We start from the raw sequence: 18089 nt of genomic DNA on the forward strand, positions 1-18089 counted from the left end.
CTCCGGGCGGTCGGGGCCGCGGGCAACCGCAGAGGGCCGATCGGGCTGCCGCAGGCTCGGCAAACGGGCTGGTCCATGGGGCTGTGTAGGCTCAACCGTCATGGCGAGGGTGACGCGGGACGATGTGGCGCGGGTGGCGGGGACGTCCACGGCGGTCGTGAGTTATGTGATCAACGACGGGCCGCGGCCGGTGGCGCCGGCGACCCGGGCGCGGGTGCTCGCGGCGGTCGAGGAGCTCGGCTACCGGCCGAACCGGGTCGCCCAGGCGATGGCCCGGCGGCGGACCGACCTGCTCGGGATGGTCGTGCCGGACGCCCGTCAGCCGTTCTTCGCCGGGCTCGCCCATGCCGTCGAACAGGCCGCCACCGAGCACGGCCGCCTGCTGCTGATCGGCAACTCCGACTATGCCGACGAGCGCGAGGCGCACTACATCCGGGCCTTCCTCGGCATGCAGGTGGACGGTCTGATCCTGGTCACCCAGGACCCGGCGACCCCCGGGCTGACCGGCTTCGACGTGGGCGACGGCACCCCGGTGGTGCTGCTGCACCACCGCGCGGAGACCGCCGACGGCGTCGCCGTGGTCGCGGACGACGAGGGCGGCGCCCGCGAGGTGGTCCGCCACCTGCTCGGGCACGGGCACGCCGAGGTGCACTGCTTCGGCGGCACCCTCGCGCTCAGCCCGCACGACCCGGTCACCGGGCGGACGGCCGGCTGGGTCGCCGCGCTGAAGGAGGCCGGGCTGCCCACCGAGGGGCGGCTCGTCCCAGCGCCGTTCGACCGGGTCCGGGCGCACCGCGAGGCGCTCGCCCTGCTCGCCCGGCCCGACCGGCCGTCCGCCGTGTTCTGCGCGACGGACGACCAGGCGATCGGTCTGCTGCGGGCCGCCGACGACCTGGGCATCCGGGTGCCGGAGGACCTCGCGGTGGCCGGCTTCGACGACATCGCCGAGGCGGTGATCGCCGGGCCCGCGCTGACCACCGTCACCACGGCGCAGGACGAGATGGCGCGCGCCGCGCTGGAACTCGTCCTCGGCGGGCCGCAGCGCCGGGCCCAGGGCGCCCGGACCTTCCCGGCCACGCTGGTGGTCCGGCGCTCCTGCGGCTGCCCGTCACCCGCCCGGGCCTGAACTCAGTCTTCGAGGAGTTCGTCCGCCAGCAGGTCCATCAGCAGGTTGTCGTGCCAGGTGCCGTCCGCGCCGCGCTCGTACTGGCGCATGGTGCCGACGGTGCGGAAGCCGACCTTGGTGTAGCAGCGGATGGCGGCGAGGTTGTCCGCGGCCGGGTCGATCACGAGACGGTGGTAGTGGTGGTCGTGCACCAGGTACTTGGCCATCGTGCGCACCGCGTCGGTGCCCAGGCCCATGCCGTGCACCGTCGGGTCGATGTAGAGGTCCATCCCGGCGTGGCGGTACTCGTCGTCGTTGTTGGCGTACCACTGGATGGCGCCGACCACCTTGCCGTCGAGGTCGATCGCGAAGGTCTCGGTGCCGGGCGATTCCAGGTCGTTGGCCACCTCGCCGGCGAGGTCGTCGCCGCCGCGCCAGCGGGCGAACACCTCGGGCGTGCCGCGGATGGCCGCCAGCTCCGGAATGTCCTCGCCGGTGGCCGGGCGGAGCGTGACCAAGGTACCGTGCAGAATCGTCCCCATATGGGGCATGTTGGCACGGAAACCCGGCTCCGGCGAGTGATTTCGGACGGCCGTCCGGCCCTCTCGTGACCACTGCCGCCCGAGGTCAGGCGGCGGGGTGCGCCGGGTCGGGAGGGCCCGCAGCTCCGCGACCGTCAGCTCGGCGGGGCGGTCGAGGTGGCCGTGCAGCCGGACGGTGGGTGTCGCCGAGGCCATGGGTGCTCCCTCCTCCGGGTCGCGGCGCCGCGGCCCGGGAGGAGCCCTGCCCGAGCGGCGGCCTCACCATTCGCAGATGCGATGGATGAGGTGCACGTCGGCTCGCAGTTGCTGGTTCCGGGCGGGAGCCGGGAAGAGGCGGAAGAATTCTTCGGGACGGGTGTCGATCCGGCGCCGGCCCGTTCGACGCAGGGGTGAGAGGCGGGGAGGGTCCCCGCCCGCACGACCGAGGAGTCACCATGCCGCGCTTCATGACGCTGATCCGCATCGACGAGAACGCCCGCGGCGGCTGGGAACCGGACCCGGGCTTCGGCCAGCGGATGGGGGCCCTGTTCGAGGAGATCACCAAGGCCGGGGTGATGCTGGAGACCGCCGGGCTGACCCCGACCTCCCAGGGCACCAGGCTGACCTGGAACGACGGGAAGATCGGCTACACCGACGGGCCGTTCACCGAGACCAAGGAGGTCGTCGGCGGCTACGCCATCCTCCAGTGCAAGGACCACGCCGAGGCCCTGGAGTGGACCCGGCGCTTCCTCCAGACCCACCCCGCGCACTGGCCGGTCGAGGCCGAGGTCCGGCAGATCGACGAGATGCCGGAGCCGCCGAGGTAACCGTGGCCGGGTTTGCCTCCCTCTCCGCCGGCTGCTCTGATGGGTGGCCGTGACGGAGAGGGCCGGCACCCACGGGAGCGGGGCCGTGGCTGCTCACAGGAGCGTGGCGGCGCACAGGAACGTGGCGGCGACCGTCGAGACGGTGTTCCGGATCGAGTCCGCGCGGATCATCGCCGGGGCCGCCCGGATCGTCCAGGACGTCGGCATCGCCGAGGAGCTGGCACAGGACGCCCTGGTGGCCGCACTCGAACAGTGGCCGCGGGAGGGCGTCCCGGACAACCCGGGCGCCTGGCTGACGGCCGCCGCCAAGCACCGGGCGATCGACCTGGTCCGCCGCCGGGAGGTCTACGCCCGCAAGCTCGCCGAGGTGGGACGGTCGCTGGAGGACGTGCCGGCGCCCGAGCCGGCCGGGCCGGACGACATCGACGACGACCTGCTGCGGCTGATCTTCACCGCCTGCCACCCGGCGCTGTCCGCCGAGGCCCGGATCGCGCTCGCCCTCCGACTGCTCGGCGGGCTGGCCACCCCGGAGATCGCCCGCGCCTTCCTGGTGCCCGAGCCGACGGTGGCGCAGCGGATCGTCCGGGCGAAGCGGAGGCTGGCGAAGGCGGGGGTGCCGTTCGAGGTGCCGTACGGGCAGGACCGGGAGCGACGGCTCTCCTCGGTGCTGGAGGTCATCTACCTGATCTTCAACGAGGGCTACTCGGCGACCATGGGGGACGACCTGCTCCGCCCCGGGCTGTGCGAGGACGCCCTGCGGCTGGCCCGGGTGCTGGCCGCGCTGATGCCGACCGAGCCGGAGGTGCACGGGCTGGCCGCGCTGCTGGAGTTCCAGGCCTCCCGCACGGCGGCCCGGACCGGGCCGGACAGCCGGCCGGTGCTGCTGGCCGAGCAGAACCGGAACCGGTGGGACGGGCTGCTGATCCGGCGCGGCTTCGACGCGCTCCAGCGGGCGGGCACCGGGCCGTACTCGGTGCAGGCCGCTATCGCCGCCTGCCATGCCGGGGCGCGGCGCTACGCGGACACCGACTGGGCGACGATCGCGGCGCTGTACGAGCGGCTGCTGGCGTTGACGCCGTCCCCGGTGGTGGCGCTGAACCGGGCGGTGGCGGTCTCGATGGACCGGGGTCCGGCGGCCGGACTGGAGCTGGTGGACGAGCTGGTGGCGGAGCCCGCGCTGCGCGACTACCACCTGCTGCCGAGCGTGCGGGGCGATCTGCTGGCCCGGTTGGGGCGGGCGGCGGAGGCCCGGGCGGAGTTCGAGCGGGCGGCGGGGCTGACCCGCAACGAGCGGGAGCGGCAGCTGCTGCTGGATCGGGCGGCCTCGCTCGGCGAAGACTAGGCCTCGTCCAGGCGCAGCCGGGCGCTGACCGCGCCGAGGCCCTCGGCGAGCACCGCGAGCTGTTCGCGGCTGAGCACGTCGATCAGCAGCTCGCGCACCAGGGCGACGTGTCCGGGCGCGGCCTGGCGGAGCGCCTCCCGGCCCTGGTCGGTGAGCTCGGCGATGACGCCGCGGATGTCGCTGGGGCAGGAGCGGCGGGCGACCAGGCCGATCCGCTCCAGCTGGGTGACCTGGTAGGTCAGGCCGCTCTTGGAGGTGACCAGGTTGTCGGCCAGTTCGGTCATCCGCAGCGAGCCGCCGGGGGCGGCGGACAGGTGCACCAGGATCTCGTATTGCTGGTGGGAGAGGCCGGAGTCCTCCTTGAGCTGGCGTTCCAGCCGCCGGTTCAGCAGGTTGCTCGCGGTGACGAAGCCCCGCCAGGCGGCCGCCTCGTCCGGATCCAGCCAGCGGGGTTCGCTCAGTGGGGACATGAGGCCAAGCCTACTCCTGTTGTTCAAATTCGAACTAAGGTGTACCGTCGATCGCAGTAGACGTTCAAATTTGAACTACATTTCCCGACCATCGATCACCGATCACCCGATCACCCGATCGTCGAACCGTCGAATTCGTCCCGAGGAGGACGCCATGAGCGCCGCGGCCCCCGAGCGCATGCCCGCCCTGTACCTGTCGCACGGCGCTCCGCCGCTGGCCGACGACCCGATCTGGCCGGGCGAGCTGGCCGCCTGGTCCGCCGACCTGCCGCGCCCCAAGGCCGTGCTGATGGTCTCCGCCCACTGGGAGGAGGCCCCGCTCGCCCTCGGCGCCGTCACCACGATCCCGCTGGTGTACGACTTCTGGGGCTTCCCCGAGCACTACTACCGGGTCCAGTACGCCGCGCCCGGCGCACCGGAGCTCGCCGAGCGCGTGCGCAAGCTGCTGCGCGCCCCCGGCACGCCCGTCCAGGACATCCCCGACCGAGGGCTCGACCACGGCGCGTACGTCCCGCTGGTCGAGATGTACCCGGACGCCGACGTCCCGGTGCTCCAGATCTCGATGCCCACCCTCGACCCGCGGCGGCTGATGGAGATCGGCCGCAAGCTCGCCCCGCTGCGCGACGAGGGCGTGCTGATCGTCGGCAGCGGCTTCTTCACCCACAACCTGCGGGTGCTCAGCAGCGACGGGCGGGTCAGCTCGGTGATGGCCGAGTTCGACGACTGGGGCCGGCGCGCCCTGGAGGCCCAGGACCTGGACGCGCTGCTCGACTTCGAGCACAAGGCGCCGGCCGGGCGGCTGGCCCACCCGCGCACCGAGCACTTCGCACCGCTGTTCGTCACCCTCGGGGCCGGCGAGGACGACCTGGACAGCCAGCGCAGCGTCATCGACGGGTTCTGGATGGGGCTGGCCAAGCGCTCCGTCCAGCTGGGCTGACCCCCGGCGCGGCCCCGGGGTGCTGGGCCTATCGTGTGACGCTCCGTCGTCCCTCGAAGGAGTGATCATGCGCAACGGCGACACCGTGCGAACCGCCCTGGACGCCTCGCTGGCGGTCCTCGCCCCGCACACCGGGGACCGCGACTGGGGCGCGCCCGCCGGGCTCCTGGAGTGGAGCTGCCGCGACACCGCCGCCCACATCGCCCACGACCTGCTCGCCTACGCCGGCCAGCTCGCCGCCCGGCCCCGGGACCGCTACCTGCCGCTGGACCTCACCGTCGAACCCGAGGCCGACCCGGCCCAGGTGCTCACCGTGGTCACCGCCGCCGGGCAGCTGCTGGCCACCGCCCTGGACGCCGCCCCACCCGAGCTGCGCGCCTACCACCACGGGCCCTGCGATCCGCTCGGCTTCGCCGCGATGGGGGTCGCCGAGACCCTGCTGCACACCCACGACATCACCCGCGGCCTCGGCCTGCCCTGGCAGCCGCCCGCCGAGCTGTGCCGATCCGTGCTCGACCGGCTCTTCCCGCACGCGCCGGAGGAACCGGACGCCCACCCGGCGGAGGTCCTGCTCTGGTGCACCGGGCGCGGGGAGCTGAACGGCCGCCCGCGCAAGTCCTCGTGGACCTGGCGGGCGGCCATGGGCGAGTGGCCGGACTAGAGCCTGCGGCTCAGGACTCTGCTCAGGCCTCGCCGGTGGCGACCCGCTCGGCCGGGCTGCGCTCGACGCAGAACTCGTTGCCCTCAGGGTCCGTAAGGACGAGCCACCCCGTGCCGTCCGGGCGGCGGTGGTCCGCCAGCACGGTGGCACCCAGGGCGACCAGGCGCTCCACCTCCTCCTCCCGGCCGCGGTCCTGCGGCTGGAGGTCGAGGTGGGTCCGGTTCTTCACCGACTTCGAGTCAGGCACCCGGATGAAGAGCAGCGAGGCGCCGGCGGACTCCACCACGGCCATCGGGTCCCCGGGGTGGTCGTCCTCGCCTCGGGTGCCGTCCAGGGCCTGGGCCCAGAAGCCGGCCAGGGCGTACGGGTCGGCGCAATCGATCGTCACATGTCGTACCAGAGAAGCCATGGGACCCAATCTGACCTGCGTCATTCGGGTGCGTCCAGCCATTTTCGGGAGTGCCGGTGGCCGTCCGGACGGAGGCCCGGGACGGGCTGCTGGCGGCGCTGGCGGCGGCCGGGGCCGGCGCACCGGCCACGGACGGGTGACACCCCCGATCGGGGGTGTGCAGCGGGCGGGCGGGAGAGGACAGTGGGGCCCATGCAGATTCCACTCTCCGTGATGGACTTCCTCGACCGGGCCGAGCTGGTCTACGGCGACCGGGTCGGCATCGTCGACGAGCCGGTGCAGCCGGCCGAATCCTGGGGCGAGCTGAGCTACCGGCGGGTCGCCGAACTCGCCCGGGCGCAGGCCGCCGGGCTGGACCGGCTCGGTGTCGGGCCGGGCGAGCGGGTCGCGGTCGTCTCCCACAACTCGGCGCGGCTGCTGACCTCGTTCTTCGGGGTGAGCGGGTACGGCCGGGTGCTGGTGCCGGTGAACTTCCGGCTGCGGGCCGAGGAGGTGTCGTACATCGTCGAGCAGAGCGGCGCCTCCGTGCTGCTGGTCGACCCCGAGGTCGCCGACTCGCTGAGCGGGGTGGTGGCCAAGCACAAGTTCGTGCTCGGCGCGGACAGCGACGCCGTGCTGTACGACTTCGACGCCGCCCCGCGGCGCTACGCGGTGGACGAGAACGACACCGCCACCATCAACTACACCAGCGGAACCACCGCCCGCCCCAAGGGCGTTCAGCTCACCCACCGCAACGCCTGGCTGAACGCGACGCTGATGGCCCTGCACTACGGCGCGAGCGACCGGGACGTCTACCTGCACACCCTGCCGATGTTCCACGCCAACGGCTGGGGCATGCCGTTCGGGCTCACCGGCCTGGGCGCCCGGCACATCGTGCTGCGCAAGGTGGACGGCGCGGAGATCCTGCGCCGGGTCGAGCGGCACGGGGTGACCTTCCTGTCCGGCGCGCCCGCCGTGGTCCAGATGGTGCTGGACGCGGCCGCCGACTGGGACGGCCCGGTGCCCGGCCGGGACCGGGTGCGGATGGTGGTGGCCGGCGCCCCGCCGCCGACCTCGGTGATCCAGCAGGTCGAGGAGCAGCTGGGCTGGGAGTTCATGCAGCTCTACGGCCTGACCGAGACCGCCCCGGCGGTCACCGTCAACCGCTCGCGGGCCGAGTGGGACGCGCTGCCGGCCGCCGAGCGGGCCGAGAAGCTGGTGCGGGCCGGGGCCCCGGCGCTCGGCACCCAGCTGCGGATCGACCCCTCCGGGGAGGTGCTGGTGCGGTCCAACACCGTGCTGGAAGGCTACTGGCAGCAGCCGGAGGCTTCGGCCGAGGCGCTGCGCGACGGCTGGTTCCACACCGGCGACGGCGGCACCCTCACCGACGGCCAACTGACCATCTCGGACCGCAAGAAGGACGTCATCATCAGCGGCGGGGAGAACGTCTCCTCGATCGAGGTGGAGGACTGCCTGTACGACCATCCGGCGGTCGCCGAGGTCGCGGTGATCGGGGTGCCGCACGAGAAGTGGGGCGAGACGGTGAAGGCGCTGGTGGTGCTCCGGGAGGGCCACCAGGGCATCACCGAGGCCGAGTTGATCGCGCACTGCAAGCAGCGGCTGGCCGGCTACAAGTCGCCGACCACGGTGGAGTTCCGGGACGCGCTGCCGCGCACCGCCACCGGGAAGTTGCAGAAGTTCCGGCTGCGCGAGCCGTATTGGGCCGGGCGGGACCGCCAGGTCAACTGAGGCGGGCGCGACCGGCGCAGGGCTCGCCGGGGTTCAACCGACCAGCCCGGACTCCCTTGCGGCAAGCGCGAGTTCGGTCCGGTTGCGAACGCCGAGCTTGTGCATCGCGGACTTGAGGTAGCCCGTCACGGTGTTGCAGGTCAGGCCCAGGTGGGTGGCGATCTCCGGGTTGGTCCGGCCGGTCGCCGCCCACCGCAGCACCTCGTGCTCGCGCGGGGTCAACGGCGGTACGGGGGCGGCCTGTCGGGGCTTCGCGTGGCTCCAGGCGGCGGCCCCGGCGAGCGCCCTGGTGGCGGCCTGGGCCAGCTTGCCGACGGCGGAGATCCGCACGTCGCCGAACGGGACGACGGCGCGCAGCGAGGCGTACACCACGCCGTGCACGGTGCCGCCGTCGATCAGTGGGACGGTGAGCATCGCGTACAGGTCCTCGGCGGCCACGGCCGCGTCGTAGTGGTGCGAAATGGTCGTCGCCGCGCGGTAGTCGGGCACCCAGGTGGGCGCCCGTTCGGCGAGCGCCCGGCCGCCGAGGCCGTGTCCGGCCGGGACGGGCACGTCGTGCAGCAGGTCGGCCCGGGTGCCGGCCCAGTGGCGCAGCACCATGCCCTCGCTGCCGGGGCGGGTGTCGGGCAGTGGCTCGGGCACGCCGACCAGTCCGACGTCGGCGCCGCACTCGGCCACCACCCGGCGGGCGAGGTCGCCGAGCACGGCGTCCCGCACCAGCTCGGCGGCGCGCGCGGTGAGTTCGGGATCATCGGGTTGCGCAGCGTCGTCGACGGGTTGCGCAAGGTGGGGGTCCGCAGCCCTTGTCATCGCGGAATTGTCACATGCGGTGGGGCCGGTGGCGAGAGTCCTGACATGCGTGTTTCGTGGAGTCTCGGACGTCGGCGCCGACCGGGCGTAGGGTGCGCCCGTACGCTACCGGCGGGTAGCAACTCCCGTGGCCGGAAGGGGATCCGATGTCGGAGGAAGAAGCCGGGGGAAAGCCGATGAGCGAGCCGACCGCCGCGGGCGGCGTCCTGGACGGGCTGCTGGCGGACCTGCGGGCCGAGAGCGCGGTGCTGGACGGGCTGGTCGCCGGGCTGCCGGCCGAGGACTGGGCCCGTGCGACGCCCGCCGAGGGCTGGACGGTGGCGCACCAGATCGCCCACCTGGCCTGGAGCGACGACTTGGCGGCGCTGGCCGCGCGCGACCCGGAGGCCTTCGGCGCCTGGCTCGGCGGGAACTTCACCGAACCGCCGGCGGCCGGCGCCGATCCGGTCGAGGAGGGCGCCCGCGAGGGTGCGGCCGCCGAACCCTCGGCGCTGCTCGCCCGCTGGCGGGCCGGGCGACAGGAGGTGCTGGACGCACTCGGCGCCGCCCCGGCCGACGTCCGGGTGCCCTGGTTCGGCCCGCCGATGAAGCCCGCCTCGATGGCGACCGCCCGGCTGATGGAGACCTGGGCGCATGGCCAGGACGTCGCCGACGCGCTCGGCGCCACCCGCGAGCCCACCGACCGGCTGCGGCACATCGCCCACCTGGGGCTGCGCACCCTGGGCTTCGCCTTCGCCCTGCGCGGCCTGCCCGTGCCCGAGCGCCCGGTCCGACTCGAACTGACCGCGCCCGACGGCGGGGCCTGGTCCATCGGGCCGGCCGGTGCCGAGGACGTGGTGAGCGGCCCGGCCCTGGACTTCTGCCTGCTGGTCACCCAGCGCCGCCACCGGGACGACCTCGCCCTCACCGCCGCCGGGCCGGTCGCCACCGCCTGGCTGCCGATCGCCCAGGCCTTCGCCGGGGTGCCGGGCCAGGGGCGGCGGCCGGGCGGGTAGCGCGCACCGGCCCCGGACGGGTAGCGCGCGCCGAGCCCCGGGCACGGCGCTGTCGGCCCCCCGGGGTTGAATGACGGTATGAACGACCTGCTCAGCCGCCTGCCCGCGATCCCCTGCCTGCGCGACCGCTGCCGCGCGCTGGCCACCCTCGACGCGATTCTCTGCCCGGACGACTGGGGCTCGCGGTACCACTCCTTCGACTCCGCCTGGGGGGAGGACGAGGAGATGGCCTCGATGCGCGACGGCGAGGGCGACGACTGGTTCGTGGTGTTCTCCCCCGTCGGCGTCTACGGGCGGGGCTTCGACCACGAGGCGCCCAACGCCCCGGAGCTGCTCGGGTCCGTGCCCGAGGAGTTCCGCCGCTTCGCCGAGGAGCCCGCCTTCGGGGACGAGGACGGCCCGACGGTCACCCGCTGCTTCTGGCGCGCCCACCGGGACGGCGACTGGCACGGCGTGGCCGCCGAGCGCGGGGGTGAGCACCTGTTCGCCATGCTGACCGACGGCTCGGCCGAGGTCTACCGGGACTGGGCCCAGGAGTACTTCGAGCCGGAGCACGAGCTGGACCTCGGCGCGGTCGAACACGTCCTGGCGCTGCGCCCGCTCACCCCGGCCGTGGTGGCGGCGCTCAACCCGGAGACCGACCTCGACGAGCTCGCCGAGGACCTCGCGGAGATCGGCTACCCGAACTGACCCATCGCCCGGCGGGCGTGCGGACCCGGGCTCAGGAGCGCGGCCGGGCGCACGGCGCCGGAGCCGAAGCGCCTCCCGGCCCGGTCGATGACCGGCTCCAGCGCGCGGGCGTCCTCGATGAGCCGGTCGAAGGTCAGTTGCTCGGCCGTACGGGCCGCTGCGGCCGGTTCGCCGACCCGGACGGTCACCGCCCGCACGCGTGCCCGCTGGAGCGCGAGCGCGGAGAACAGCTCGTACAGCACCCGTTGCAGGGCTGGGGTGTGGGCAGTGGGCTCGCGCAAGGTGCGTGAGCGGGTGGTGGTGGAGCGGTCGGCATAGCTGACCTGCAGTTCGACGGTTCGGGCGATCTGCCCGGCTGCCCTCAGCCGGGCCCCGAGGTCGGTGGCGGCGGCGAGCAGCGCGCGCCGGAGCTCAGCGGGGTCGAGGACGTCGCGGTCGAAGCGTCGGGTGCTGGTGATGCCGGCCGGTGGTCCGGCCTGCGCGACGGTGCGCCGGTCGGTGCCGTGGGCGCGCTCGTGCAGGAGACGGCCGGTGGAGACGCCGGCGATGCGCTGCACGGTGGCCGGCGGAAGGTCGGCGAGGTCGCCGACCGTCTCGATCCCGTACCGGGCCAGGGAGCGCTCCAGGGCGGGACCGATGCCGGGCAGGGCACGCAGTCGGCGGCTGCGCAGGAAGTGCTCCGACTCCTCCGGGTCGTCGGGCAGGACGTGGACGGTGCCGGGCGTGGCGGCGTCGGCGGCCAGGGTGGCGAGCATGCGGTTGGGCCCGATCCCACCCGTGCTGGCCAGTCCGTACCGGGCCGCGAGCCGGGTCTGCAGCCGGTCCGCGAGCTGTGCCGGCGTCAGGCCGAAGTACCGTGTGGCGCCGGCCAGATCGAGGAGCGCGCTGTCCGGGGGGAGCGCCTGGATGACGGGAGTGGTGTCGCCGAGCACCGTGAACAGTTCGCGGTAGGTCTCGAAGTCGGCGCGGTGGAAGCGCAGGTGGAGGATCGTCCCCGCACTGGCGTCGGTGGTGGTCATCCGGCGCTCCCCTGGCTGGCGGACCACAGCCGGCCCGCGCCGCCGCCCGGCCTCGGCCGGACCTTCTCCACACCGTCGGCGGTGGAGTGCGGTGCGGGATCGGTGGCGAGCAGGGCCCGGACAGCGGCGGCGCCGCCGTCCTCGTGGGCGTCGGCGATCTCCTGGAGGTTCCAGGCGTGGGTGCCGATCACGGTGACGGACTTGCCGCGGCGCGAGACGGTGCCGCGGGCGAGCAGCAGGAAGTGGTGGAAGAGCGGGTAGGCGGCCTGCTCGTGGGTGTCGTCGAAGTAGGTGAGGTCGACTTGGCCGCCCTTGCCGCCGTCGTCCAGCGACACGAAGATGGTGCGGCGCCCGGACCGCATGGGCGGGGTCTGGATGGCGACCTTCGCACCGGCCACCAGCACGGTGGCGCCGGTCGGCTGCTTCCCCAGCAGGTGGGAGAAGGTGACACCGAGTTCGTCCAGCAGCGGATGCAGCGGCTCCATGAGATGCCGAGAGGCGTCCAGGCCGATCACGTCCAGTTCGGCCTCCATCTCCTGGCCGGGGGTCATCGGCGGCAGTCCGCTCGCCCCCGCGGGCGGGGCGACGGGTGGGGCGAGGGCGAGCTGGCCCGGGCCGACGGCGGCACGGCGGTGCCGGTGGAGTTCGTCGATCTGGAGCAGCAGGTCGCGGCGCTCGCTGCCGGGGGCGATGGTGGCGAACGCGCCGATCCGGGCCAGGCGGTCGGCGACCGGGCGGCTGGGCCGGGCGCGGGCCCAGAAGTCGGCGAGGTCGTGGAAGGGCTGGCCTTCCTGGATGCGCGCGGCCTGGTCGGTGGTGATGCCGTGGACATCGGCCAGCGCGATGCGCAGGCCCAGGCGGCCGTCCGCGAGCCGTTCGGTCCGGTAGTCGGCGGCCGAGTGCTGGACGTCCACCGGCAGGATCGGGACGCCGCGTCGACGCGCGTCGGCCAGCACGAGCCGCTTGGGGTACATGCCGGGATCGTGTTCGAGCAGCCCGGCGTAGAACGGCGCCGGGTGGTGCGCCTTCAACCAGGCGCTCTGCAGGGTCGGCAGGGCGAACGCGGTCGCGTGGGCGCGGGCGAACCCGTAGGCGCCCATGTTCTCCAGCATCCGCCACACCCGGTCGATCACGTTCGGCTCGTATCCGGCCTCGGCGGCGCGCTGCCGGTACCAGGACTGGAGTCTCGCCAGGCGCTCGGGCTTGGCCAGAGCGCGCCGGGCCTCCTCGCCCATCGCCAGATCGGTGCGGGTCATGGTGGCGAACAGGCCGGCCACCTGCTCGTTGTAGATGACGACGCCGTAGGTGGAGCGCAGCCACGGCTCCAGGTCGGGGTGGGGGTAGGTGACGGGCTTCTTGCCGTGGCGGCCGAGGAGGAAGGGCCGGATCATGTCCGCCTGCACCGGGCCCGGCCGGAACAGCGAGATCTCCGCGACCAGATCGGCGAACGTCTCCGGCTGGAGGCGGCCCAGGAGGTCCTTCTGGCCGGGGGACTCCAGCTGGAACACGCCCAGCGACTCGCCCTCGCGCAACAGCTCGAACGCCTCGGGGTCGTCGAGCGGGACCTGGACGGGGTCGTCCAGGTCGATCCGCTCGCCGGTGGTCCGCTCGATCTCACGCACCGCGTACGCCATGGACGACTGCATGCGCACGCCCAGCACATCGAGCTTCAGGAGACCGAGGCCGTCACCCTCGACGTCCTCCTTGTCGAACACCGTGGCGGGAAATCCCTCGGTGGCGGTCGGTACGACGGGGGTGCGGCGCAGCAGGGTGGCGTCGGAGAGGATGATGCCGCACGGGTGCATGGCCGTGCCGCGAGGAAGCGCGTCGAGGCCTTCGACCAGGTCCCACAACCTTCCGTACCGGCCCGCCAGGGCGGCGACCTGCCGCAGTTCCGGCAGTTCCCGCAGCGCGGTGCGGGCCGAGCGGGCCGTGATGTGCGGGAACGCCTTGGCGAGCCGGCCGACCTCGTCCGGAGGCAGGCCGAGGGCGAGCCCGGCGTCACGGATCGCCCCCCGCACCCGGTAGGTCTCCGGCATCGACAGGGTGCACACCCGCTCGGTGCCGAACCGGTCCATGATCCGGCGGTAGACCTCCAGACGGCGGGCGGACTCCACGTCGATGTCGATGTCCGGCAGGGAGCGGCGGCGCAGGTTGATGAACCGCTCCATCAGCAGTTCGTGATCGAGCGGGTTTGCCGAGGAGATGCCGAGCAGGTGCACGACCAGCGAGCCCGCGCCGGACCCCCGTGCCTGCACCCGGATGCCCATCTCCCGGATGTCGTCGACGATCCGGGCGACCGTGAGGGCGTACGTGGGCCAGCCGAGCGTGTCGAGTACGCGCAGTTCGGTGTCCAGGCGGGAGCGCATCGTGGCGGAACGGTCGTAGCCGTGGCGGATCATGGCCGCCTCGCAGCGCTCGCGCAGGACTCGGGCGGAGCTGCCGGGGGCGACGTCGATGACGCGCTCCTCGGGGAAGTGCACCCGCCCGATCCCGAGGTCGGCGGACGGGTCGAGGCCGCATTCGGAGGCGATGCGGGCGGTGGCCGCCAGCAGGTGCGCCGCCCCTTCCGGCCCCTGGCCGGCCGCGCGGGTGGCCTCCTCGGCGAGGTCGGCCATCTCGACGGCCCCTTTCAAGGACCGCTCCCCGTTGCAGACGCGGCCGGGCTGGACGGGGGTGAGCAGCCGAGCCGAATCCAGGACATCGGCGATCGCGGCCCGGTCACGGGTCGCGTAGCGCACGGCGTTGGTGAGGACCGCCGGCAGGTCGAGTTCGGCGGCCAGGCCGACGGTGCGGGCGGCCAGCCGCAGCGACCCCGGCCCGGTGCCGGTGCGGCGGTGGTGCACGGCCTCCAGCCGTAGGTACTGCCCGAAGACGTCACGCCACGGCGCCAGCAGTTCGGCCGCCAGGTCCGGTCGGCCGGCGGCCAGCGCCCGGCCTGGCTCGGATGCCGGGCCCAGCAGCGCGGTCAGGCCTTCGGAGTGCTGCCGGATCATGCGCCAGGGGACGACCGGCTGCCCGCCGCCGGCGTGTTCTCGGGCGGCCCAGCCGGCGGTGATCAGCGAGCACAGGTTCGCCCAGCCCTGCCCGTCACGGGCCAGCAGCGTGATCCGGGGCGCGGAGTCGGCGACGAACGCACCGCCCCGGGCGGGCGGGCGGCCCGTCCGCGGTGCCGGGTGTGCCGGGCGCAGGGGCGGGACCGCGAGGTCCGCACCGAACAACGGCCGGATCCCGGCTCCCGCACAGGCCTGGGCGAATCGGACCGCCCCGGCCACCGTGTCGCGGTCGGTCAGCGCCAGCTCCCGCAGGCCCAGCTCCGCCGCCCGTTCGACCAGCCGGTCCGGCGGCGAGGCGCCGTAGCGCACCGAGTAGCCGGAGGCGACATGCAGGTGGGCGAACACCCGGGACCACCTCCAGCTCCTTCTGTCAGCCCCCTTCTTCGTCTCTTCGTCGACACCCGGCTCCCTCCGGCTCCTCCAGCGTAGACCACATTCGATTACTTGTTCGATTCCCCGTTCGAAACGTCACCCTGGGTAGGCACTTCCTCACTCGTCGCCGCGCGGGGGCCGGCCCGCTCACCGGCCCACCGGCCCGCCGGCCCACCGCGACGGACCGTGCAGCGTCCGGACGGGCTCCGACCGGCGCGATCCGACGTGATCCGCCGGGCCGAGCGGGCCTCACCGCGGCCCGACCTGCGTCAACCGCTCGGCGATGTCACGCAGTTGATCGGCCAGCTTGCGCTGTCAGCGAACGATCCCGCAGCCCCTCATACCCCTGGTGAGATCGTGTTACGTTCATTCAGAACGCTGCGTCACAAGGAAGTTGATGCAGCACCTTTTTCAGGGCTGCGACGGTGGGGCGGCTCGACTGGCTGCGAGATCTACAGGGGGTCCGATGGACTTTCGACAGGGAAACCGGGACGCGATTCTTCCTCGGGCGAACGGCGGTGCGAGCATGAGCATGGGCGACCACGTGTTCAACAGGCTCCTGGGCGATCGGATCGTCTTCCTCGGCCAGGAAGTCGACGACGACATCGCCAACAAGATCACGGCGCAGCTGCTGATGCTGGCGGCCGACTCCGACCAGGACATCTACCTCTACATCAACTCGCCGGGCGGGTCGGTGACCGCCGGTATGGCGGTCTACGACACGATGAACTACATCAAGAACGATGTCGTGACCATCGCCATGGGCTTCTGCGCCTCCATGGGCCAGTTCCTGCTGACCGCCGGCACCAAGGGCAAGCGCTTCGCGCTGCCGCACACGAAGATCCTCATGCACCAGCCCTCCGCGGGCATCGGTGGTTCCGCCACCGACGTGCGGATCTACGCCGAACAACTCGTCCGCACCAAGCGGGAGATGGCGGAGCTGATCGCCCTGCACTCCGGCCAGGACGTCGAGAAGATCGTCAAGGACTCCGACCGCGACCGCTGGTTCACCGCGCAGGAGGCCAAGGAGTACGGCCTGATCGACGAGGTGATGCTCAGCGCGTCCGGACTCCCGGGCGTCAGCGGCGTGATCGGCGTCTGAGCACGCCGTCGGCAGGGGGGACGCCCCGGACCGGAGGACGACCCCCCTGCCAGGAGAGCGCAGCCATGTAGGTATCGACATCCGAGAAGGTCACCGCTATGTCAACGGCAGCTCAAGGCCGCTACATCGTGCCCCGCTTCACCGAGCGGACCTCGAACGGCACTCGTGAGTACGACCCGTACAGCAAGCTGTTCGAGGAACGCATCGTGCTCATCGGCGCCCCGGTGGACAACACCGTCGCCAATGACATCATGGCGCAGCTGCTGTGCCTGGAGGCCGCGGATCCGGACCGCGACATCTCGCTCTACATCAACTCGGCCGGCGGGGAGATCACGGCCCTCACCGCGGTCTACGACACCATGCAGTACGTCAAGCCCGACATCCAGACCGTCTGCATCGGGCAGGCGCTCTCCGTCGCGGCGGTCATCCTCGCGGGCGGCACCAAGGGCAAGCGGGTCGCCCTGCCGCACTCCCGGATCCTGTTGCAGCAGCCGCAGTCGTCAGGCAGGCGCGGCCAGGTCTCCGACCTCGAAGTCGAGGCCCGTGACCTGATCCGGATGCGCGAGCGCGTGGAGAGCCTGCTGGCCGCACACTCCAACCGGGACATCGAGCAGATCCGCCAGGACATCGAGCGCGACACCGTGCTCACCGCCCAGGAGGCGCTGGACTTCGGCCTGGTGGACCACATCGTCACCCCCCGGAACATCAACTCCGCGGTGTAGTAGGGCCGTTCGCGGTCCGGCACCCTCACTCCGTCACGGGCAGGCATTCGGCGAGCAGGTTGACGACGTCGCGCCAGGCGCGTCGGGCGTGCTCCGGGTGGTAGCCGACACCGGGGAGCACCGTGTGGTCGACCGGCGGATGGTGGAAGGCGTGCAGGGCGCCGCCGTAGACCACCAGGCGCCAGTCGACGCCCGCGTCCTGCATCTCCGCGGTGAACGCGTCCCGTTGTGCGGGCGGCATGATCGGGTCCTCCGACCCGACCCCGACCCACACCGGGCAGCGGATGCGCGCCGCCTCGCCCGGCCGGCCCGTGGTCAGGGCGTTGATCGTCCCGATCACCCGCAGGTCGACGCCGTCCCGTCCGAGTTCCAGCGCGATCGCTCCCCCGGTGCCGTAGCCGACGGCGGCGATCCGGTCGGGGTCGGTCCGCGGTTCGGCGCGCAACACGTCGAGCGCCGCGTGGCCGATACCCCGTATCCGGTCGGGGTCGGCGAGCAGGGGGATCGCCCGGGCCAGCATCTCCTCGGGATCGGTGAACCAGCGCCCGCCGTTGATGTCGAAGGCCATCGCCACGTACCCCAATTCGGCCAGGGTGTCGGCTCGGCGGCGCTGGAAGTCGTTCAGCCCCGCCCCCTCGGGCCCGACCAGGACCGCGGGCCGGCGGCCGGCACCGACCGGGAGCGCGAGGTGCCCGACCATCGTCAGGCCGTCGGCCGGGTACTCGACCGTACGCGTTGTCACCGTCGTCATGGGGCCGGACTGTAGTGATCGTCGAGCGCTTCGACGGTGTCGCCACGCTGCCCCTGCTTCGTGTTCACGAGAACCGGGAGTTCCGTACCGCCCCGCAGGTCGACCTCATGTCCTGGTCACGGGCGTCCGTGCGACCGGGCCCTGCGGGTGAACGGCCTTCGGTGGCACGGCCGGTCGGGCTCGGTCCGGTCAGTGGCCTCCCTTGAGCGCCCGGACACTCACCGAGTCGATCGTGGCCCGCACCCAGTCCAGGTCGCCGCCGGCACCGGGTTCGTCCGGGACGACCCGGTAGAGCTCGGCCCAGACCCTGGCGGTGGTCCACTCGGTGAACCGCCGGTGGACCGTCTGCCAGGAAGCCCCGAACACCGGCGGGAGCTGCCGCCAGCTACAGCCCGTGCCGGCGGCGAACACGATCGCCGCCAGGATCTCCCGGTCGCCGGCCCGCCGTCGCCCGCCGCCCTGCGGTCGGACGGGCGCGGCGGGCACCACTTGCTGGAACAGCTCCCACAACTCGTCCGGAACCAACCGGTCGACTACGCCCATGGATCACGGCCCCGGTACGGGTCAAGAGT

The 18089-nt window shown here is 73.1% G+C and carries 17 protein-coding genes and 1 pseudogene; 10 read left to right on the forward strand and 8 right to left on the reverse strand.

Annotation, left to right across the window (positions count from 1 at the left end):
* Nucleotides 1-100: 100 nt before the first annotated feature.
* Complete coding sequence (locus QWJ13_RS03680) at nt 101-1126, forward strand: LacI family DNA-binding transcriptional regulator (protein ID WP_316520431.1); 1026 nt, start codon at nt 101-103, stop codon at nt 1124-1126.
* 2 nt (nt 1127-1128) lie between these two features.
* On the opposite strand, the gene QWJ13_RS03685 is transcribed toward QWJ13_RS03680, so the two are convergent.
* Complete coding sequence (locus tag QWJ13_RS03685; RefSeq protein WP_432277447.1) at nt 1129-1647, reverse strand: GNAT family N-acetyltransferase; 519 nt, start codon at nt 1645-1647, stop codon at nt 1129-1131.
* Between the two features lie 434 nt (nt 1648-2081).
* On the opposite strand from QWJ13_RS03685, the gene QWJ13_RS03690 reads away from it, so the two are divergent.
* Both QWJ13_RS03690 and QWJ13_RS03695 read left to right on the forward strand, forming a co-directional pair.
* Nucleotides 2082-2453, forward strand: coding sequence for a YciI family protein (locus tag QWJ13_RS03690; RefSeq protein WP_316520433.1), 372 nt, complete (start codon nt 2082-2084; stop codon nt 2451-2453).
* 85 nt (nt 2454-2538) lie between these two features.
* Nucleotides 2539-3795 (forward strand): RNA polymerase sigma factor, encoded by a 1257-nt coding sequence (locus tag QWJ13_RS03695; RefSeq protein ID WP_316520434.1) that lies wholly within the window; start codon nt 2539-2541, stop codon nt 3793-3795.
* Here QWJ13_RS03695 and QWJ13_RS03700 read toward each other — a convergent pair.
* A complete protein-coding gene (locus QWJ13_RS03700) occupies nt 3792-4256 on the reverse strand; it encodes a MarR family winged helix-turn-helix transcriptional regulator (RefSeq protein WP_316521635.1) in 465 nt (154 codons plus the stop codon). The genes QWJ13_RS03695 and QWJ13_RS03700 overlap by 4 nt on opposite strands.
* Before the next feature lie 163 nt (nt 4257-4419).
* Here QWJ13_RS03700 and QWJ13_RS03705 point away from each other — a divergent pair, with 163 nt between their 5' ends.
* Complete coding sequence (locus tag QWJ13_RS03705) at nt 4420-5202, forward strand: dioxygenase family protein (protein ID WP_316520436.1); 783 nt, start codon at nt 4420-4422, stop codon at nt 5200-5202.
* A 67-nt stretch (nt 5203-5269) separates the two neighbouring features.
* On the forward strand, nt 5270-5863 hold the full coding sequence (locus tag QWJ13_RS03710; RefSeq protein WP_316520437.1) for a maleylpyruvate isomerase N-terminal domain-containing protein: 594 nt from the start codon (nt 5270-5272) through the stop codon (nt 5861-5863).
* A gap of 22 nt (nt 5864-5885) precedes the next feature.
* Here the strand turns inward: QWJ13_RS03710 and QWJ13_RS03715 are convergent, their stop codons facing one another.
* Nucleotides 5886-6272: a VOC family protein gene (locus QWJ13_RS03715; RefSeq protein ID WP_316520439.1), complete on the reverse strand. Its 387-nt coding sequence runs from the start codon at nt 6270-6272 to the stop codon at nt 5886-5888.
* Nucleotides 6273-6464: 192 nt separating this feature from the next.
* On the opposite strand from QWJ13_RS03715, the gene QWJ13_RS03720 reads away from it, so the two are divergent.
* Nucleotides 6465-8000: an AMP-binding protein gene (locus tag QWJ13_RS03720; protein WP_316520440.1), complete on the forward strand. Its 1536-nt coding sequence runs from the start codon at nt 6465-6467 to the stop codon at nt 7998-8000.
* 33 nt (nt 8001-8033) lie between these two features.
* Here QWJ13_RS03720 and QWJ13_RS03725 read toward each other — a convergent pair whose 3' ends face one another.
* Nucleotides 8034-8810, reverse strand: a complete 777-nt coding sequence (locus QWJ13_RS03725; RefSeq protein ID WP_316520442.1) for a helix-turn-helix transcriptional regulator — start codon at nt 8808-8810, stop codon at nt 8034-8036.
* 176 nt (nt 8811-8986) lie between these two features.
* Between QWJ13_RS03725 and QWJ13_RS03730 the strand changes: the two genes are divergently transcribed.
* Nucleotides 8987-9805 carry a TIGR03084 family metal-binding protein gene (locus QWJ13_RS03730; RefSeq protein WP_316520443.1) on the forward strand — a complete coding sequence of 273 codons (819 nt, stop codon included), beginning with the start codon at nt 8987-8989 and terminating at the stop codon, nt 9803-9805.
* A gap of 78 nt (nt 9806-9883) precedes the next feature.
* Nucleotides 9884-10495 carry a hypothetical protein gene (locus tag QWJ13_RS03735; protein ID WP_316520444.1) on the forward strand — a complete coding sequence of 204 codons (612 nt, stop codon included), beginning with the start codon at nt 9884-9886 and terminating at the stop codon, nt 10493-10495.
* Here QWJ13_RS03735 and QWJ13_RS03740 read toward each other — a convergent pair.
* Entirely contained in the window at nt 10483-11514 is a 1032-nt protein-coding gene (locus tag QWJ13_RS03740; protein ID WP_316520446.1) for a DNA polymerase Y family protein, read from the reverse strand. The two genes, QWJ13_RS03735 and QWJ13_RS03740, sit on opposite strands and share 13 nt — an antisense overlap.
* Nucleotides 11511-14915 (reverse strand): DNA polymerase III subunit alpha, encoded by a 3405-nt coding sequence (locus QWJ13_RS03745; RefSeq protein WP_316520448.1) that lies wholly within the window; start codon nt 14913-14915, stop codon nt 11511-11513. The genes QWJ13_RS03740 and QWJ13_RS03745 overlap by 4 nt, the downstream gene beginning before the upstream one ends.
* 553 nt (nt 14916-15468) lie before the next feature.
* On the opposite strand from QWJ13_RS03745, the gene QWJ13_RS03750 reads away from it, so the two are divergent.
* Nucleotides 15469-16044 (forward strand): ATP-dependent Clp protease proteolytic subunit, encoded by a 576-nt coding sequence (locus QWJ13_RS03750; protein WP_316520449.1) that lies wholly within the window; start codon nt 15469-15471, stop codon nt 16042-16044.
* A 98-nt stretch (nt 16045-16142) separates the two neighbouring features.
* Nucleotides 16143-16766 (forward strand): ATP-dependent Clp protease proteolytic subunit, encoded by a 624-nt coding sequence (locus QWJ13_RS03755; protein WP_316520451.1) that lies wholly within the window; start codon nt 16143-16145, stop codon nt 16764-16766.
* Between the two features lie 25 nt (nt 16767-16791).
* On the opposite strand, the gene QWJ13_RS03760 is transcribed toward QWJ13_RS03755, so the two are convergent.
* Nucleotides 16792-17517 carry a dienelactone hydrolase family protein gene (locus QWJ13_RS03760; protein ID WP_316520452.1) on the reverse strand — a complete coding sequence of 242 codons (726 nt, stop codon included), beginning with the start codon at nt 17515-17517 and terminating at the stop codon, nt 16792-16794.
* 154 nt (nt 17518-17671) lie between these two features.
* Nucleotides 17672-18060 (reverse strand): annotated as a pseudogene (locus QWJ13_RS03765) (transposase); the annotation flags it as partial.
* Between the last annotated feature and the right edge of the window lie 29 nt (nt 18061-18089).

Origin of the sequence: Kitasatospora brasiliensis, from assembly GCF_032654805.1 — a bacterium.
Classification (GTDB): domain Bacteria; phylum Actinomycetota; class Actinomycetes; order Streptomycetales; family Streptomycetaceae; genus Kitasatospora; species Kitasatospora brasiliensis.

Excerpts from the sequence above, each read along its gene's own strand:
- QWJ13_RS03750 (WP_316520449.1), top strand. The coding sequence starts at position 15,469 with ATGAGCATGGGCGACCACGTGTTCAACAGGCTCCTGGGCGATCGGATC.
- QWJ13_RS03720 (WP_316520440.1), top strand. The coding sequence starts at position 6,465 with ATGCAGATTCCACTCTCCGTGATGGACTTCCTCGACCGGGCCGAGCTG.
- QWJ13_RS03705 (WP_316520436.1), top strand. The coding sequence starts at position 4,420 with ATGAGCGCCGCGGCCCCCGAGCGCATGCCCGCCCTGTACCTGTCGCAC.
- QWJ13_RS03680 (WP_316520431.1), top strand. The coding sequence starts at position 101 with ATGGCGAGGGTGACGCGGGACGATGTGGCGCGGGTGGCGGGGACGTCC.
- QWJ13_RS03760 (WP_316520452.1), bottom strand. The coding sequence starts at position 17,517 with ATGACGACGGTGACAACGCGTACGGTCGAGTACCCGGCCGACGGCCTG.
- QWJ13_RS03690 (WP_316520433.1), top strand. The coding sequence starts at position 2,082 with ATGCCGCGCTTCATGACGCTGATCCGCATCGACGAGAACGCCCGCGGC.
- QWJ13_RS03735 (WP_316520444.1), top strand. The coding sequence starts at position 9,884 with ATGAACGACCTGCTCAGCCGCCTGCCCGCGATCCCCTGCCTGCGCGAC.
- QWJ13_RS03685 (WP_432277447.1), bottom strand. The coding sequence starts at position 1,647 with ATGGGGACGATTCTGCACGGTACCTTGGTCACGCTCCGCCCGGCCACC.
- QWJ13_RS03725 (WP_316520442.1), bottom strand. The coding sequence starts at position 8,810 with ATGACAAGGGCTGCGGACCCCCACCTTGCGCAACCCGTCGACGACGCT.
- QWJ13_RS03740 (WP_316520446.1), bottom strand. The coding sequence starts at position 11,514 with ATGACCACCACCGACGCCAGTGCGGGGACGATCCTCCACCTGCGCTTC.
- QWJ13_RS03715 (WP_316520439.1), bottom strand. The coding sequence starts at position 6,272 with ATGGCTTCTCTGGTACGACATGTGACGATCGATTGCGCCGACCCGTAC.
- QWJ13_RS03710 (WP_316520437.1), top strand. The coding sequence starts at position 5,270 with ATGCGCAACGGCGACACCGTGCGAACCGCCCTGGACGCCTCGCTGGCG.
- QWJ13_RS03755 (WP_316520451.1), top strand. The coding sequence starts at position 16,143 with ATGTCAACGGCAGCTCAAGGCCGCTACATCGTGCCCCGCTTCACCGAG.
- QWJ13_RS03730 (WP_316520443.1), top strand. The coding sequence starts at position 8,987 with ATGAGCGAGCCGACCGCCGCGGGCGGCGTCCTGGACGGGCTGCTGGCG.